The sequence below is a fragment of the Volucribacter amazonae genome (assembly GCF_029783845.1).
GTDB classification, from domain to species: Bacteria; Pseudomonadota; Gammaproteobacteria; order Enterobacterales; family Pasteurellaceae; genus Volucribacter; species Volucribacter amazonae.
Window position 1 is genome coordinate 1,361,216 of record NZ_LWID01000001.1, and the last position, 16,460, is coordinate 1,377,675.

The 16,460-nt window shown below is 35.2% G+C and carries 17 protein-coding genes; 13 read left to right on the forward strand and 4 right to left on the reverse strand.

Annotated elements, in window-relative coordinates:
- The first annotated feature begins 134 nt into the window (after positions 1-134).
- From A6A20_RS06540 to A6A20_RS06580, 9 genes are all read left to right on the forward strand, one after another.
- Positions 135-536 carry an ATP synthase subunit I gene (locus A6A20_RS06540; protein WP_279572685.1) on the forward strand — a complete coding sequence of 134 codons (402 nt, stop codon included), beginning with the start codon at positions 135-137 and terminating at the stop codon, positions 534-536.
- Positions 537-560: 24 nt separating this feature from the next.
- Positions 561-1,361, forward strand: a complete 801-nt coding sequence (gene atpB, locus A6A20_RS06545) for a F0F1 ATP synthase subunit A (protein WP_279572686.1) — start codon at positions 561-563, stop codon at positions 1,359-1,361.
- Positions 1,362-1,429: 68 nt separating this feature from the next.
- Positions 1,430-1,684, forward strand: a complete 255-nt coding sequence (atpE, locus tag A6A20_RS06550) for a F0F1 ATP synthase subunit C (RefSeq protein ID WP_279572687.1) — start codon at positions 1,430-1,432, stop codon at positions 1,682-1,684.
- An 86-nt stretch (positions 1,685-1,770) separates the two neighbouring features.
- Positions 1,771-2,241, forward strand: a complete 471-nt coding sequence (gene atpF, locus A6A20_RS06555; RefSeq protein WP_279572688.1) for a F0F1 ATP synthase subunit B — start codon at positions 1,771-1,773, stop codon at positions 2,239-2,241.
- A 12-nt stretch (positions 2,242-2,253) separates the two neighbouring features.
- Positions 2,254-2,787: a F0F1 ATP synthase subunit delta gene (gene atpH / locus A6A20_RS06560; protein ID WP_279572689.1), complete on the forward strand. Its 534-nt coding sequence runs from the start codon at positions 2,254-2,256 to the stop codon at positions 2,785-2,787.
- Between the two features lie 12 nt (positions 2,788-2,799).
- Positions 2,800-4,341: a F0F1 ATP synthase subunit alpha gene (atpA, locus tag A6A20_RS06565; protein WP_279572690.1), complete on the forward strand. Its 1,542-nt coding sequence runs from the start codon at positions 2,800-2,802 to the stop codon at positions 4,339-4,341.
- 21 nt (positions 4,342-4,362) lie between these two features.
- Positions 4,363-5,232, forward strand: a complete 870-nt coding sequence (gene atpG / locus A6A20_RS06570; protein ID WP_279572691.1) for a F0F1 ATP synthase subunit gamma — start codon at positions 4,363-4,365, stop codon at positions 5,230-5,232.
- Between the two features lie 19 nt (positions 5,233-5,251).
- Entirely contained in the window at positions 5,252-6,625 is a 1,374-nt protein-coding gene (gene atpD, locus A6A20_RS06575; protein WP_279572692.1) for a F0F1 ATP synthase subunit beta, read from the forward strand.
- A 40-nt stretch (positions 6,626-6,665) separates the two neighbouring features.
- Positions 6,666-7,094: a F0F1 ATP synthase subunit epsilon gene (locus A6A20_RS06580; protein ID WP_279572693.1), complete on the forward strand. Its 429-nt coding sequence runs from the start codon at positions 6,666-6,668 to the stop codon at positions 7,092-7,094.
- Between the two features lie 190 nt (positions 7,095-7,284).
- On the opposite strand, the gene rarD is transcribed toward A6A20_RS06580, so the two are convergent.
- On the reverse strand, positions 7,285-8,178 hold the full coding sequence (gene rarD, locus A6A20_RS06585) for an EamA family transporter RarD (RefSeq protein WP_279572694.1): 894 nt from the start codon (positions 8,176-8,178) through the stop codon (positions 7,285-7,287).
- A 171-nt stretch (positions 8,179-8,349) separates the two neighbouring features.
- Positions 8,350-9,225 carry an HTH-type transcriptional activator IlvY gene (gene ilvY, locus A6A20_RS06590; protein ID WP_279572695.1) on the reverse strand — a complete coding sequence of 292 codons (876 nt, stop codon included), beginning with the start codon at positions 9,223-9,225 and terminating at the stop codon, positions 8,350-8,352.
- Positions 9,226-9,379: 154 nt separating this feature from the next.
- Here ilvY and ilvC point away from each other — a divergent pair, with 154 nt between their 5' ends.
- Positions 9,380-10,855, forward strand: a complete 1,476-nt coding sequence (gene ilvC / locus A6A20_RS06595) for a ketol-acid reductoisomerase (RefSeq protein ID WP_279572696.1) — start codon at positions 9,380-9,382, stop codon at positions 10,853-10,855.
- Between the two features lie 124 nt (positions 10,856-10,979).
- Positions 10,980-11,900: a DUF5655 domain-containing protein gene (locus tag A6A20_RS06600; RefSeq protein WP_279572697.1), complete on the forward strand. Its 921-nt coding sequence runs from the start codon at positions 10,980-10,982 to the stop codon at positions 11,898-11,900.
- 126 nt (positions 11,901-12,026) lie between these two features.
- On the opposite strand, the gene A6A20_RS06605 is transcribed toward A6A20_RS06600, so the two are convergent.
- Together A6A20_RS06605 and A6A20_RS06610 are read right to left on the reverse strand one after the other, a co-directional pair.
- Positions 12,027-13,094 carry a Gfo/Idh/MocA family protein gene (locus A6A20_RS06605; protein WP_279572698.1) on the reverse strand — a complete coding sequence of 356 codons (1,068 nt, stop codon included), beginning with the start codon at positions 13,092-13,094 and terminating at the stop codon, positions 12,027-12,029.
- Positions 13,091-13,795: a FadR/GntR family transcriptional regulator gene (locus A6A20_RS06610; RefSeq protein ID WP_279572699.1), complete on the reverse strand. Its 705-nt coding sequence runs from the start codon at positions 13,793-13,795 to the stop codon at positions 13,091-13,093. The genes A6A20_RS06605 and A6A20_RS06610 overlap by 4 nt, the downstream gene beginning before the upstream one ends.
- A gap of 175 nt (positions 13,796-13,970) precedes the next feature.
- On the opposite strand from A6A20_RS06610, the gene A6A20_RS06615 reads away from it, so the two are divergent.
- On the forward strand, positions 13,971-15,077 hold the full coding sequence (locus tag A6A20_RS06615; protein WP_279572700.1) for an ABC transporter ATP-binding protein: 1,107 nt from the start codon (positions 13,971-13,973) through the stop codon (positions 15,075-15,077).
- Between the two features lie 11 nt (positions 15,078-15,088).
- Positions 15,089-16,441, forward strand: a complete 1,353-nt coding sequence (locus A6A20_RS06620) for an ABC transporter substrate-binding protein (protein WP_279572701.1) — start codon at positions 15,089-15,091, stop codon at positions 16,439-16,441.
- Positions 16,442-16,460: the final 19 nt, after the last annotated feature.

Sequence of the window (16,460 nt, forward strand, 5' to 3'; positions counted from 1 at the left end):
TACTTATAAAAATGTTAAATTTTTTCCAAAAATGTTAACTAGGTAACACTTTTTTTGTATTTAAAGGTTGAATAACCGCAAGAGTAACGTATAATTCGGAAGTATTTGTAAGGATAAGTTAAAGCGAATAAGGAATGTCTAGGATACTAGGAAATACAAGGGCTTTATATGTCAAGGTTATTCTCATTGAAGCCATTTTACTTGCAGTATTTTCTTTATTATTAGCGATTTATCAGCAACATTATGGCGTTTCTTTTTTATTTGGTGCAATTTCAAGTTTTATCCCACAAGTATTATTAATAGGTTTTGTTTTTTTTCGAGAAAAATCACAATATTTAACCAATAAAACCACCGCACTTTATCAAGGCGAAGGGATAAAATTTTTACTCACAATGTTTATGATTGCATTAGTGTTTATTTTTTATCAGGCAATTAATTTGGTTATTTTTTTTATCGCTTTTGTCTTTTTTCTCGCTTTAAATGTGGTATTACCTATGATTTTGCTGATAAAACAGCAGAAAAACCGTATTAGTTAATTTATTTTATAGGATAAATTTATTATGGCAGCTCATTCATCAGAATTAACCGCAACTGGCTATATTCAGCACCATTTGCACTTTCTTGCCTCTGGCGATTCTTTCTGGTCTATTCATCTTGATTCGCTTTTCTTTAGTGTGGTTTCTGGTCTTATTTTTCTTACTCTTTTTTATAAAGTCGCTAAAAAATCCACCAGTGGTGTGCCAGGGAAATTACAATGCTTTGTTGAAATGATTGTTGAATGGGTTGATGGCATTGTCAGAGAAAATTTCCATGGGCCACGTCATACGGTTGCACCTTTGGCATTAACGATTTTCTGCTGGGTATTTATTATGAATCTAATCGATCTTGTGCCAGTAGATTATTTGCCAGAAACCGCCAAAATGACAGGAATTGATTATTTACGAGCAGTACCTACTGCCGATATTAGCATTACGCTTTCTTTGGGGATTGGTGTATTTTTCTTAATCATTTACTACACTATTAAATCTAAAGGGGTAAAAGGCTTTGTCAAAGAATATACACTTCACCCTTTTAACCACCCTTTATTAGTACCTGTTAACTTGGTGCTTGAAACCGTTACATTATTGGCTAAACCGATTTCATTGGCGTTCCGTTTATTTGGTAATATGTATGCAGGCGAATTAATTTTTGTGTTAATTGCTGTAATGTATGGTGCTAATGGACTTATTGCGATGTTAGGTATTCCTTTACATTTAGTATGGGCTATTTTCCATATTTTAGTGATTACCTTACAAGCATTTATTTTTATGATGTTGACGGTGGTTTATTTAAGTATTGCTTATAATAAATCACAACATTAATAATAAAAAACTATGATTAACTTAACCCTAGCTTTTAGCTAGATCCTTTAAACTTTACGGAGAAAACTATGGAAACTGTAATTTCATCTACTATCATTGCATCTGCTATTTTGCTTGCGTTTGCAGCAATTGGTACCGCAATTGGTTTTGGTCTATTGGGCGGAAAATTTTTAGAGTCTTCAGCTCGTCAACCAGAACTGGCAAATAGTTTACAAACTAAAATGTTTATTATTGCCGGTTTATTAGATGCGATTTCTATGATTGCAGTAGGTATTTCTTTACTTTTCATCTTCGCAAATCCATTTATTAGTTTATTACAATAAAACAGAGTTGGATTTATTTTTAATCATTTAAATTAGCTTATTTTGCACTTAGGTTAATAAGCTAATCCCAACTCGAGGAGGACGTTGTGAATTTAAATGCAACATTAATTTGGCAAACAGTCGCTTTTGTATTATTCGTACTTTTTTGTATGAAATATGTTTGGCCACCAATTATTAAAGCTATTGAGGAACGTCAGGCAAAAATTGCTGATGCCTTGGCTTCTGCTGAAGCGGCTAAAAAAGAGCAAGCGGATAGCAAAAAATTGGTAGAACAAGAGTTGGCTCAAGCAAAAACGCAAGCACAAGAAATTGTTGATTTAGCCAATAAACGCCGTAATGAAATTTTAGAGGAAGTGAAAGCAGAAGCTGAGCAACTTAAAGCTAAAATTATTGCACAAGGTTATGCTGAGGTTGAGTCTGAGCGTAAACGTGTACAAGAAGAATTACGCGCTAAAGTAGCTTCTTTAGCTGTGGCTGGTGCAGAGAAAATTGTGGGTCGCACAGTTGATGAAGCAGCGAATAATGACATTATTGATAAACTTGTTGCTGAATTATAGAAGGAAAAGCCTATGTCGGAATTAACAACCATAGCTCGTCCTTATGCAAAAGCGGTTTTTGATTTTGCGGTTGAACAGCAAACGCTGGAAAAATGGACTGCAATGTTGAATTTTATGGCTGAGTTAGTAAAACAGCCTGAATTACAGTTGCTTTTATCTGGTGTAAATTCTGCACAAAAAACAGCGGAAACCCTGATTGATCTTTGTGCCGATCAGATTGATCAATATGGACAAAATCTTATTCGGTTAATGGCTGAAAATCATCGTTTAATGCTACTTCCGACTGTTTTTCAGCAATTTTTGTCTTATGTTGCTGAATATCAATCTATTAAAGAAGTAAAGGTTATTTCTGCTCAACCATTAACTCAAGCACAACAACAAAAAATTGCTCAAGCAATGGAAAAGAAACTTGCGGCTAAAGTTAAATTAGATTGTAGCGTAGATAGTGAGTTAATCGCAGGGGCGATTATTCGTACTGATGATATGGTAATTGACGGCAGTAGCCGAGGTCAATTAAGTCGCCTAGCAAATGCGTTGCAATTGTAAGAGGAACAAAACATGCAACTAAATTCAACAGAAATTAGTGAACTGATTAAAAAACGAATTGCCCAATTTGATATTGAGAATGAACCTCGTAATACAGGGACAATCGTTTCAGTGAGCGATGGAATTATCCATATCCATGGCTTAAGTGATGTAATGCAAGGTGAGATGATTGCATTACCCGGAAATAAATATGCGATTGCTTTAAACTTAGAGCGTGATTCCGTTGGTGCAGTAGTAATGGGGCCTTATACGGATTTGGCAGAAGGTATGGAAGTACAATGTACGGGACGTATTCTTGAAGTGCCTGTCGGTCGAGGTTTATTAGGACGCGTTGTTAATACCTTAGGGCAACCTATTGACGGTAAAGGTGAAATTGAAAATGATGGCTTTTCACCTATTGAAGTTATTGCCCCGGGCGTTATTGATCGTAAATCGGTGGATCAGCCTGTACAAACAGGTTATAAAGCGGTTGACTCAATGGTGCCAATTGGTCGAGGTCAACGTGAGTTAATTATCGGCGACCGTCAAACAGGGAAAACGGCTTTAGCCATTGATGCGATTATTAACCAAAAAGAATCTGGTATTAAGTGTATTTATGTTGCCATTGGCCAAAAGGCTTCTACTATTGCGAATGTTGTGCGTAAATTAGAAGAACATGGTGCTTTACAAAACACCATTGTGGTAGTGGCCTCTGCATCTGAATCTGCTGCATTACAATATTTAGCCCCTTATGCAGGTTGTGCTATGGGCGAATATTTCCGTGATCGTGGTGAAGATGCGTTAATCGTTTATGATGATTTATCAAAACAAGCGGTGGCTTATCGTCAAATTTCGCTTTTATTACGCCGCCCACCGGGTCGTGAAGCATTCCCGGGCGATGTATTCTATTTACACTCTCGTTTATTAGAACGTGCTTCTCGCGTGAATGAAGATTATGTAGAACGTTTTACTCAGGGTAAAGTAACAGGAAAAACAGGTTCATTAACCGCATTACCTATTATTGAAACCCAAGCGGGCGATGTTTCTGCTTTCGTACCAACGAACGTGATTTCGATTACTGATGGACAGATTTTCCTTGAGTCTAATTTGTTTAACTCGGGTATTCGTCCTGCGGTAAACCCGGGTATTTCGGTTTCTCGGGTAGGTGGTGCAGCACAAACTAAAGTGATCAAAAAATTAGCTGGGGGTATTCGTACCGCATTAGCACAATATCGTGAACTTGCCGCTTTTGCCCAGTTTGCTTCTGATCTTGATGATGCAACACGTAAACAGTTATCTCATGGACAAAAAGTAACAGAATTATTGAAACAAAAACAATATTCTCCGCTTTCTGTTGCACAACAAGCATTAGTATTATTTGCCGTTGAGTTTGGTTATCTTGATGATGTTGAATTAGATCGCATAGCGTCTTTTGAGCAGAGTCTATTAGAATTTGCCCAAGGGAATTATGCTGAATTTATGGCTGAATTAACCCAAACTGGTAACTATAATGATGAAATCAAAGATACATTACAGGGTATTTTAGATAAATTCAAAGCAAGCAGTTCTTGGTAATTCAATTAACGGAGAAAAACAATGGCAGGCGCAAAAGAAATAAGAACCAAAATTTCCAGTGTGCAAAGTACTCAAAAGATTACTAAGGCAATGGAAATGGTTGCTGCTTCTAAAATGCGTAAAACTCAGGATAGAATGTCATTATCTCGTCCTTATTCTGAGGCTATACGCAAAGTCATCAGCCATATATCAAAAGCTAATGTTGATTATAAACATCCGTTTTTACAGGAACGAGAAATTAAACGTGTTGCTATCTTAGTGGTTTCTACTGATCGTGGATTATGTGGCGGACTTAATATTAATTTATTTAAGACCGCACTTAATCAGATTAAGGAATGGAATGATAATAATATTGATTCTGTTTTAGGCTTAGTTGGAGCTAAAGGGATTAATTTTTTCCATTCACTCGGTTTAGATATTAAGGCACAACATTCAGGTATGGGCGATAATCCTTCGCTAGAAGAATTAATTGGTATTGCAAATCGATTATTTGAGGCTTATCGTGAAGGCAAAATAGATGCTATCTATATTGCTTACAATAAATTTGTTAATACCATGTCGCAAAAACCTATACTACAAAAGCTCGTTCCTTTACCTGAATTAGAAACAGATAATTTAGGCGAAGTAACACAAACTTGGGATTATTTATACGAACCTGATGCGAAAACATTATTGGATAGCTTATTGGTAAGGTATTTAGAATCGCAAGTTTATCAGGCGGTAGTTGAAAATTTGGCTTCTGAGCAGGCAGCGCGAATGGTCGCGATGAAAGCGGCGACAGATAATGCAACTAATTTAATTAAAGAATTACAATTAGTGTATAACAAAGCACGTCAAGCAAGTATTACAAATGAATTAAATGAAATTGTTGCAGGTGCAGCAGCAATTTAGGTCAATTAGAGGAACGGTAATGGCAACTGGAAAAATTGTACAAATCATCGGTGCGGTTATTGACGTTGAATTTCCACAAGATGCAGTACCAAAAGTATATGATGCCCTTAATGTTGAAACAGGCTTAGTGCTTGAAGTTCAGCAACAATTAGGTGGCGGGGTTGTTCGTTGTATCGCAATGGGATCATCGGACGGTTTAAAACGTGGTTTATCGGTTACGGATACGAAAAAACCAATTTCTGTACCTGTAGGAACAAAAACCTTAGGACGCATAATGAATGTGTTAGGTGAGCCTATTGATGAAAAAGGCGAGATTGGTGCAGAAGAAAGTTGGTCTATTCATCGTGCGCCACCAAGTTATGAAGAGCAATCTAACAGTACAGAATTATTAGAAACAGGGATTAAAGTTATTGACTTAATCTGTCCATTTGCCAAAGGGGGTAAAGTGGGGCTGTTTGGTGGTGCTGGAGTAGGTAAAACCGTTAATATGATGGAGTTAATCCGTAATATTGCCATTGAGCACTCTGGTTATTCTGTATTTGCGGGGGTCGGTGAACGTACACGTGAGGGTAATGATTTCTATCACGAAATGACCGATTCTAACGTATTAGATAAAGTTTCCCTCGTTTATGGACAAATGAATGAGCCACCGGGTAACCGTTTACGTGTAGCTTTAACAGGGTTAACTATGGCAGAAAAATTCCGTGACGAAGGGCGTGATGTTTTATTCTTCGTGGATAATATTTATCGTTATACCTTAGCGGGAACAGAAGTGTCTGCATTATTAGGTCGTATGCCTTCTGCCGTAGGTTATCAGCCAACCTTAGCAGAGGAAATGGGGGTATTACAAGAGCGTATTACTTCAACCAAAACAGGTTCTATTACCTCAGTACAAGCGGTTTATGTACCTGCTGATGACTTAACTGACCCTTCACCAGCAACAACCTTTGCTCACTTAGACTCAACGGTGGTATTAAGCCGTCAAATTGCTTCTTTAGGGATTTATCCAGCGGTTGACCCTCTTGATTCTACCTCAAGACAACTTGACCCATTAGTGGTTGGTGAGGAACATTATAATGTTGCTCGTGGTGTGCAAGGTATTTTACAACGTTATAAAGAATTAAAAGATATTATTGCGATTCTTGGTATGGACGAGCTTTCCGAAGAAGATAAATTAGTGGTAGCTCGTGCAAGAAAAATTGAACGTTTCTTATCACAACCTTTCTTTGTGGCGGAAGTCTTTACAGGTTCACCGGGCAAATATGTGTCATTAAAAGATACAATTCGTGGTTTCAAAGGTATTTTAGATGGCGAATATGACCATATTCCAGAACAAGCGTTCTATATGGTAGGTTCTATTGAAGAAGTGCTAGAAAAAGCGAAAAATATGTAATCACTTCAAGTGTTAAATAGAAAACTTGAAGGAGAATAAAATGACGACAGTAACATTAACAGTGGTAAGTGCAGAACAAAGCATTTTTACTGGAGAAGTAAAACGTATTCAGGTTACGGGAAGTGAGGGGGAATTAGGTATTTTACCGGGACATATTCCTTTACTTACAGCAATAAAACCGGGGATTGTTAAAATTGTACTAGAAAATGATCAAGAAGAAGTTATTTATGTTTCAGGTGGTTTTCTAGAAGTACAACCCAATGTTGTTACCGTACTTGCTGATGTGGCTATTCGAGGAAAAGAGCTTGATGGCGATCGTATTTTAGAAGCTAAGCGTAAAGCGGAACAAAATATTGTTGCTGGGGCTAAAGATGCAAATTATGAAATTCTTGCTTCTAAATTATCCAAAGAATTAGCAAAACTGCGAGCTTATGAACTTACCGAAAAATTGGTTAAAAATAAACGTTAATGATATAGTCGTTTCAATTTAAAATGAGATAAGGCGGTACGTCGAAGACTGTACAAGTAGTACGGCGAGGCGTACCAACACTGTATCATTTTAAAGAGGAACGGCTATAAAAACCACCGAAAGGTGGTTTTTATATATGAAGCTTAATGTGTACGAAATATTTATTCTGCTTTAATATAGTCGTTTCAATTTAAGAGGAACGATTATGATTATATTTTTTCACTTTCAAGCTGTATACTCCATCTAACACAATTAATAGCATAGCAAGCGATAAGCTAATAAATAATGGATAGCTTTTAGGATCAAGAGATTCGCCCAATATAAATGCGACAACGATCATTAAAATGGTTTCTACATAGCCTAATAAACCTAATAAATTCATGGGTAACCACGCACTGGCGAGAATATAAGTAATCAAGGCTAATCCGCTGATTAAGCCTAATAACGGTAATAAATAGACTAAATTAGGATTTGTTTGGTATAACATTGAGAAATCCGATTGATAAATAAAATAACCACAAATGGGCAACAATAACAGCATTTCAATACAAAAACTGGATAAATCGGCGATGTTATAATGTTTTCTCAAACAAAAATAAAAAGTATAACCCGCACTGACTACAATACTTTCCCAAGATAATCCCCCTTTGAGCAAAATATTGCTTATTACCCCAACACTAGCGAATAAAATCGCAATTAGTTTGATTTTTGATATAGGTTCTGCAAACAAAAAATGCCCAGCGGCAACTAAGACTAAAGGTAATAATAAATAGCCAAAGGAAACACTTAATGCACTACCATGATTGGGTGCCCATAAAAATAACCACATTTGAAATCCAATAAGGCCACTGGTAATAGCATAAATCCCTAGTAATTTGGGCTGTTGGCGAATATTGTGAATATGTTGGATAAAAATGGCTTTTTGTTTAAACAAAAAAATAGCCACCAGTAAAAAGGGATAAGTCAACACAATACGATAACCAAAGATAGCCTCGCCCGTTAGCGGTTGTAATAAGGTAGAAAAATAATATAAATAACCAAATAGTGAAGAGGCAATAAGCGAGCTAACAATTCCTTTTAACATAGGCGTTTCATGGGGAAAATTTTTTCAATATTATACTGCACTTTTTTCCTTTTCCTAGCTTTAACGAGCTATAGTCGTTCCACTTTAAAATGATACAGCGTTGGTACGCCTCGCCGTACTGCTTGTACTGTATTCGGCATACTGCCTTGTCTCATTTTAAATTGGCAGCGACTATAATATTTGCCAAAAGGCTTGGATCAGGGGGTGGCTAAGGTGGCGTTTTTGGCTACAAATACCCAGTGATAAAGGCTCAACCACTAAATCAAGATTAAGCATTGATACTTGGCTATTCATTGGACTATGTTTAATCACTACTTCAGGCAACAGAGCTACCCCACAACCAAGGGCAACCATAGGCACAATGCCTTCGTGTCCAGCCACAGTGGCGTAAATTTTGGGGTGCTTGATTTTATGTTGGCGAAACCATTGGTCAATACGTTGGCGAACAGGTCCTTCTATTGGCAAAATAAAAGGAATAGTTTGCCAATCAATGGGTTTTTGTTGCAATAATTGGGTGGATAAACAAGCCATTCGTGGGGCAATCATTGCCATATTGAGGTTATCAATAGCTTGAAATTGAATATGGTTAGGAAGTTGTTGAGGCTTGCCTGTTAAAGCCAGATCAGCTTGTTCGCTATCAATATAATGCAAAGCAAGAGCAGGATCGCCTGTGGTTAATTTGATTTCAACTTTTGGATAATGCTGACGAAAACGCTCAAGAATATTTGGTAGGTGGCTATAAGCCGCAGTTACCGAGCAATAAATTCGCAATTCGCCCATTAATTGCTGTGGATTAACGGTTAGACTTTGTTTAAATTGTTGCCATTGTTGCCACTGCTGTTGAGCAAATTGCAGAAATTTTTCCCCGGTTTCCGTCAAAACCACTTGGCGATTATCACGAAAAAATAAAGGCTTACCTAATTCTTGTTCCATACGTTGAATTTGGCGAGAAAGGGTGGAGGCTGACATAAAATGTTGATTTGCCGTTTTGCTAAAATTTTTATTTTCTGCAAGTTGTAAAAACAGGTTGAGATCTTTGAAATCCATAGGCGAAATATTGTTGTTGCATATTTTGCAATATTCTATCGCAATAATATCAATTTACGCAAAAATAAAAGTGGTTATACTAAATAATGAAAAAGAAGACAATAGGTCTTTCTATGATAAACAATATTATTTAACGAAATAAGGACAACATATTATGGGCAATTATTTTAATACCTTAAATTTACGCCAACAATTAGATCAATTAGGACGCTGCCGTTTTATGGAGCGTGAAGAATTTGCTGATGAAGCAAATTTTCTAAAAGGTAAAAAAATTGTGATTGTGGGCTGTGGCGCTCAGGGGTTAAATCAAGGTTTAAATATGCGTGATTCGGGGTTAGACATTAGTTATGCGTTACGCCCTGAAGCCATTGCAGAAAAACGTGCCTCTTTCCAACGTGCCAGTGAGAATGGTTTTACCGTAGGTACTTATGATGAATTAATCCCGACAGCTGATTTAGTGATTAACCTTACTCCAGATAAACAACATTCTAAAGTGGTGGCTGATGTGATGCCATTAATGAAACAAGGGGCAGCATTAGGTTATTCACATGGTTTAAATATCGTTGAAGTTGGCGAACAAATCCGCCCAGATATTACGGTGGTTATGGTCGCACCAAAATGCCCGGGAACGGAAGTGCGTGAAGAATATAAACGAGGCTTTGGTGTACCAACATTAATTGCGGTTCACCCAGAAAATGACCCTCAAGGGGACGGTCTAGCCATTGCGAAGGCTTGGGCAGCTGCAACAGGTGGTCATCGTGCAGGCGTATTAGAGTCATCATTTGTGGCGGAAGTGAAATCAGATTTAATGGGCGAACAAACCATTCTTTGTGGTATGTTACAAGCTGGCTCAATCGTTTGTTATGATCAAATGGTTGCTGATGGCAAAGATCCAGCCTATGCGGCAAAATTAATCCAATATGGTTGGGAAACCATTACTGAAGCCTTAAAACAAGGTGGTATTACCTTAATGATGGATCGCCTTTCTAACAGTGCGAAATTGCGTGCCTTTGAATTATCCGAACAAATTAAAGAGAAATTAGCCTTTTTATTTGAAAAACATATGGACGATATTATCAGTGGCGAATTCTCGCGTGTGATGATGGAAGATTGGGCAAATGGCGATGTTAATTTATTAACATGGCGTGAAGAAACTGGTAAAACAGCCTTTGAAAACGCGCCAAAATATGATGGCAAAATTAGTGAGCAAGAATATTTTGATAATGGCGTATTAATGATTGCAATGGTAAAAGCAGGGGTAGAATTAGCCTTTGATACTATGGTTGCAAGTGGTATTTACGAAGAGTCTGCTTACTATGAATCATTACACGAATTACCATTAATCGCTAACACCATCGCTCGTAAACGTTTATATGAGATGAATGTCGTCATTTCAGATACTGCAGAATATGGTAACTATTTATTTGCTAATGTAGCCGCTCCAATTTTAGCAAAAGAAATTTTACCAACCTTAAAACGTGGTGATTTAGGCGAACCAACCCCTACGGTAGAAATTGATAATATTACTTTACGCGATGTCAATGACGCAATTCGCAACCACCCAATTGAATTAATTGGTCAAGAATTGCGTGGTTATATGAAAGATATGAAACGCATTTCTTTTAGTTAATCATTATCGCTGTTTTTAAGTTAAGCCCCATTTGTTTTATGGCAAATGGGGCTTATTTGCTTGATTGAGCATTTTATCTATAAATGGTAGGATAGGGATTATAATATTTAAATAGGGTAAATTTATGTTATTATTTCACCAAAAACAGCAAACCATTTTAGAACTAAAAGAAAAAACTTTTCGTAAAGAAAAAGATATACAGTATCTTGTAGAGAACAATTTAAATTTACTCATAGGAGGATTGGAATTTGTTTGTTCAGAATTTTCTATTAAAAATTATCGTATTGATACGCTAGCCTTTAATCCAGAAACCCGATCTTTTGTTATTATTGAATATAAACGTAATCAAAATGATAGCGTTGTTGATCAAGGTATTTCTTATCTAAATATTATGCTTGATAATAAAGCAGAGTTTATTATTGAGTATAATGAGAAAACAGGAAAAAATCTAAAACGAGATAGTGTTGATTTCTCTCAGAGTAAAGTGTTATTTATCGCCCCCTCTTTCAATAATTATCAACGTCAAGCAGTAAATTTCAAAGACTTACCCATAGAATTATGGGAAATAAAAAGTTTTGAGAATAATATTATAGTATTTAATCAAATTAAGAAAACAAAATCTGCTGTTAGTTTTAAACAAATTAAAACTGAACCTCATTCAAGTATTAGTGAACTAAATAAAGAATTAAAAACTTATACTGAAAATGATCATTTAGAGGGTAAAAGTGAAGAAATTAAAGAACTTTATGATATTTTTAAAAATGAAGTTTTAAGATTAGATAATAATATAGAAATTGTCCCTGTTAAAATGTATATTGCTTTTAAACTTAAAACAAATGTTATTGATGTATTGCCACAGAAAAAGAATTTAAAAATATGGATAAATATGAAAAAAGGACAGCTTGATGATCCTAAGAAATTAACAAGAGATGTTTCTAAAATAGGGCGTAATGGCAATGGTGATTATGATCTAACAGTATCAAATACAGATAATTTAGAATATATTATGAGTTTGGTTAAACAAGTTATTACTAAGGTATCTTAACAGCCACGAAAATAAGGATTGTGAGTTTTAATTATGATATATAAGATATTAAGTGTATCCCATTTATTTTATTAAATGGGATATTTTACTTTTATAGTCGTTCCACTTTAAATTGAAACGACTATATTAATTAGAAAGTAGGATTAACTTTTGTTGTTTTATTGATAAACTTGCAGCGTTTGCGGCGGAAACGGCAAACATAATATTATTAGTTAATACAGAGTGCTGTTTTCCTAATAGATGATTAATTATATTTTCAGCTTCAATTTCTACGGCTCGACTTAACCATAATGGTGCTAAAGTATCTTTTTCGTGATAACGCTGAATATTTTTACTACTTTCTCTTAAAGAGAGATCGGCTTCAAATTCATCAAATAGATTAAATTGTTGACGATGGCCATTAGATAAAGTCAAGGTCATTGTGGAAGTGAAGAAATTTACAACTAATGCTCCTAATTCGCCATGTATAGCTATCCCCCATTCATGTAAACGATAGGCAGTGCCCATTTCAAGGGAGGCAAAAATACCATTATTAAAGCGTAATAATAATTGAATAATATCGTGATTTTCAGGGGTATCTAAATGTGCAATATTTGTGGCTTGTGCATAAACAGAATGAACATCACCTAATAACCAACAGAGCAGATCGAGTTCATGAATTTCATTAAATAATTTACCACCAGTAAGTTTAATATCATTTTTCCACCAATGTTTATTTGTTGAGCTATCGATCCAACGTTGACGATTTGCTCGGGCAACGGTAATTTTACCTAGTTGGTTTTGTGTAATAATTTGTTTTGCCTTTAGTAGCCCCGGTAAGGTGCGTAATAAATGCCCAACAAAAATCTGTTTTTGTTTTTGTTGAGCTAGGTTAATAATTTGTTGGCCTTGTTTAGGATCAATCACAAAAGGTGTTTCAATAAATAGATGGCAATTATGGTTAAGTGCTATCATTGCAGGATCTTGATGGGCATAGTTAGGTGTAGCGATTAAAAGTAAATCAGGCGTAGTGTGTTTTAGTAGTTGATGAATATCAGTATAAGCCTGAGTATTAAATTTTTCTGCTAATTGTTGAGCCCTATGCTTATCAATATCCGTTACTCCAATTAATTGCGAATTTGCTTTAGTAAAACCTTGAGCCAGCTGTTGTCCAAAAAAGCCACAACCGACTAAGGCAGTGGTAATATGTGTCATACTTTAATTCCTTTTGTTAAACCTAATCTAATTTGCTGAAAATAGTAGAGAATTGCACGTTGTGTACGCTCTAAATCCCTTGCTTCAATGGCATCAACTAATTCTCTATATTGCATAGCTACCATAGTCGGAGTAGTTGTTAATTTAGGGAGATCTTTTTCAAGTTGTTGATAAATTTGCCAAAATGCATCTAGATATTGTGTTAATAAATGATTGTTAATCGATTGATATATCAACAAATGAATGTGTCGTTCTTCGTTAAGTGAAAATTGATTTTTATAGGCATTTTGTTCAATAATTGCGACCAATTCTAGTAGGGATTGCACTTCAATGTCAGTAATTTGAGCTACTGCCATAGGAGCAAAACCATATTGTAAGATTTCTCTAACATCAAGAATGTCTAAAATATTTTTTAAATTATCCTGTAAATGTAGTTGTGCATAGAATGTTAATCCACGAATCATAGGTACAAGCGATGATTCGCCAACAAATGTGCCTATACCATGCCTAATGTCTAGTATGTGTAATGCTTCTAAGGATTTAATTGCTTCTCTTAAACTAGAACGGCTTACAGAAAAAAGTTCAATCAACTCATTTTCGGTTGGCATAAGATCGCCAGATTTTAATTGGCGTTGCAGAATAAGTTGTTTTATTTTTTCTTGTAATTCAAGTGAGGCTTCTTTTTTAGTTAATTTGCTCATAATTTTTTCATTTTTGTGATCTAGATCTCTTTATTTCTTAATAGATATAAGACATCATATGTCATATATCAGATGTTGTAAAAAATAATAAAAAATTGCTTATTATTTTATCTATTTTCCTTAAGTTGTAAATCCTAAATCAATAATCTTTATATTTCAGATCAAGGAGATAAAGATGGCGACCTTAGTATTAAAGAATATTTATAAACGCTATGACAATGGCTTTGAAGCAGTGCAAGATTTTAACTTAGTTGTACAAGATAAAGAATTTATTGCATTAGTTGGTCCTTCGGGTTGTGGTAAATCAACAACATTAAGAATGATAGCAGGGCTTGACGATATTTCTGCGGGAGAATTTTATATTGATGATCGTTTAGTTAATGATGTTGAGGCAAAAGATCGAGATATTGCAATGGTATTCCAATCTTATGCTTTATATCCCCATATGACGGTTTATGAAAATATGGCATTTGCTTTAAAACTACGCAAGTTACCTAAAGTACAAATTGATCAAAAAGTACAAGAAGCCGCTAAAATTTTAGGTTTAGAACAGTTATTAAATCGTAAACCCAAAGCCTTATCTGGTGGACAACGTCAACGAGTCGCTTTAGGACGTACTATTGTACGTTCCCCAAAAGTGTTTTTAATGGACGAACCTTTATCTAATTTAGACGCTAAATTACGGAGTAATATGCGTGCTGAAATTATTCGTATTCATAAAAAACTCAATGCAACAACCATTTATGTTACTCATGATCAAACAGAGGCGATGACAATGGCTGATCGTATTGTGGTGATGAAAGCAGGCATTGTACAACAAATAGGTACACCAAGAGAAATTTATAATCACCCTAATAATTTATTTGTTGCTGGATTTATTGGTGCACCAACCATGAATTTTATTCGGGGAACTATTGAGGATAATTATTTTGTAGTAAATAAAGATGTAACATTATTTATCCCTGAAAAAATATATCAATATCTTGTAGAAAAAGGCTATCAAAATAAATCGGTGATTTTAGGGATTAGACCAGAAAATATTTCTAATGATCCTATGTTATTAGGAATTTATCAACATTCCATTCTTAATGCGGATATTCATGTGTCAGAGTTACTTGGTGCTGAATATATTCTACATACCGAAATTGCAGGACAACAAATTAAAGCGATAGTACCTTCTCGGCAGAATATTTCAATGGGGCAAAATATTAAGTTAGCTTTTGATATGAAATATGCCCATTTCTTTGATCCTGAAACAGAGCAATCTTTGTTTACTTTATAAGGAGAATGATTATGCGAGTAAAAAAACTTTCTTCACTTTGGTTATCTGTCTTAGCAAGTATGACACTATTATCAGCTTGTGAAAAAACAGAACCACAAACTGTCAATATAGGAATGCCACAAGAGGGACAAGAATTATCAGGTAATCTTATATTTTGGCATTCTTTTACTCAAGGCCCACGTTTAGAAATTATTCAGCAAGCAGCAAATGAATTTCAGCAAAAACACCCTAAAGTGAGTATAAAAATTGAAACCTTTTCTTGGAACGATTTTTATACTAAATGGACGACAGGTTTATCTTCTGGAAATGTTCCTGATATGAGTACCGCATTGCCTAATCAAGTAATTGAAATGATTAATTTTGGTGCATTACAGCCCATTAATGATTTAATTGATAGTATTGGCAGAGATAAATTTTCAGCAACAGCTATTAATGAAGGCAGTTTAAATCAGCACAATTATTCTCTTCCTTTGTATTCCCATGCTCAAGTTATGTGGGTTCGTAAGGATTTGCTAGCTAAACATAATCTACCTGTTCCACAAACATGGCAACAACTTTATGATACAGCCAAAATCTTAACTCAAGATAATGTTTATGGCTTGTCAGTTCCTATGGGAAGTAATGATTTTATGGCAACACGTTTGCTTAACCTTTATGTAAGAAGTGGTGGTGGAAGTTTACTCACTGAAGATCTTAAAGTTGATTTAACTAGCCCCTTAGTACAAGAGGGTATCAAATACTGGGTAAAAATGTATCAAAATACTTCCCCTAGAGATTCTGTGAATTATAACGTTTTACAACAAGCTACTTTGTTTTATCAAGGTAAAACAGCATTTGATTTTAATTCAGGTTTTCAAATTGGTGGCGTAAAAGCAAATTCACCACAATTACTCAGTGAAATTGATGCCTATCCTCTGCCTAAACGTCATATTAATGATCCTGATTATGCGGCAGAAACTTCAAATATACCATTGGTTGTATGGAAACAATCAAAACACCCAGATATTGCTAAGGCTTTTCTGAAAACTTTATATGAAAAAGATCGTTATATTCAATTTTTAACTGCAGTTCCAGTTGGTATGTTGCCTGCGATTAAAGGTATTTCACAACAAGAAGAATATCAACAAAATCCTGTTATTCAACAGTTCAATCAAGCTGAAAAAGTGATTGCTGCGGCAGCTGAACGTGGCTCTGCTATTGGATTTGAACGAGGGGCAAGTGTACAAGCCGGTATGATAACTAATCAACATATTATTGAAAAAATGTTTCAGGATATAGTGATTAATGGAACAGATTCTATGGTTGCAGCTGAAAAAGCAGAGAAAGAGTTAAATACACTTTTTGAGGCAATTATTGTTAATTAAATCATAATACAAGGGGTAA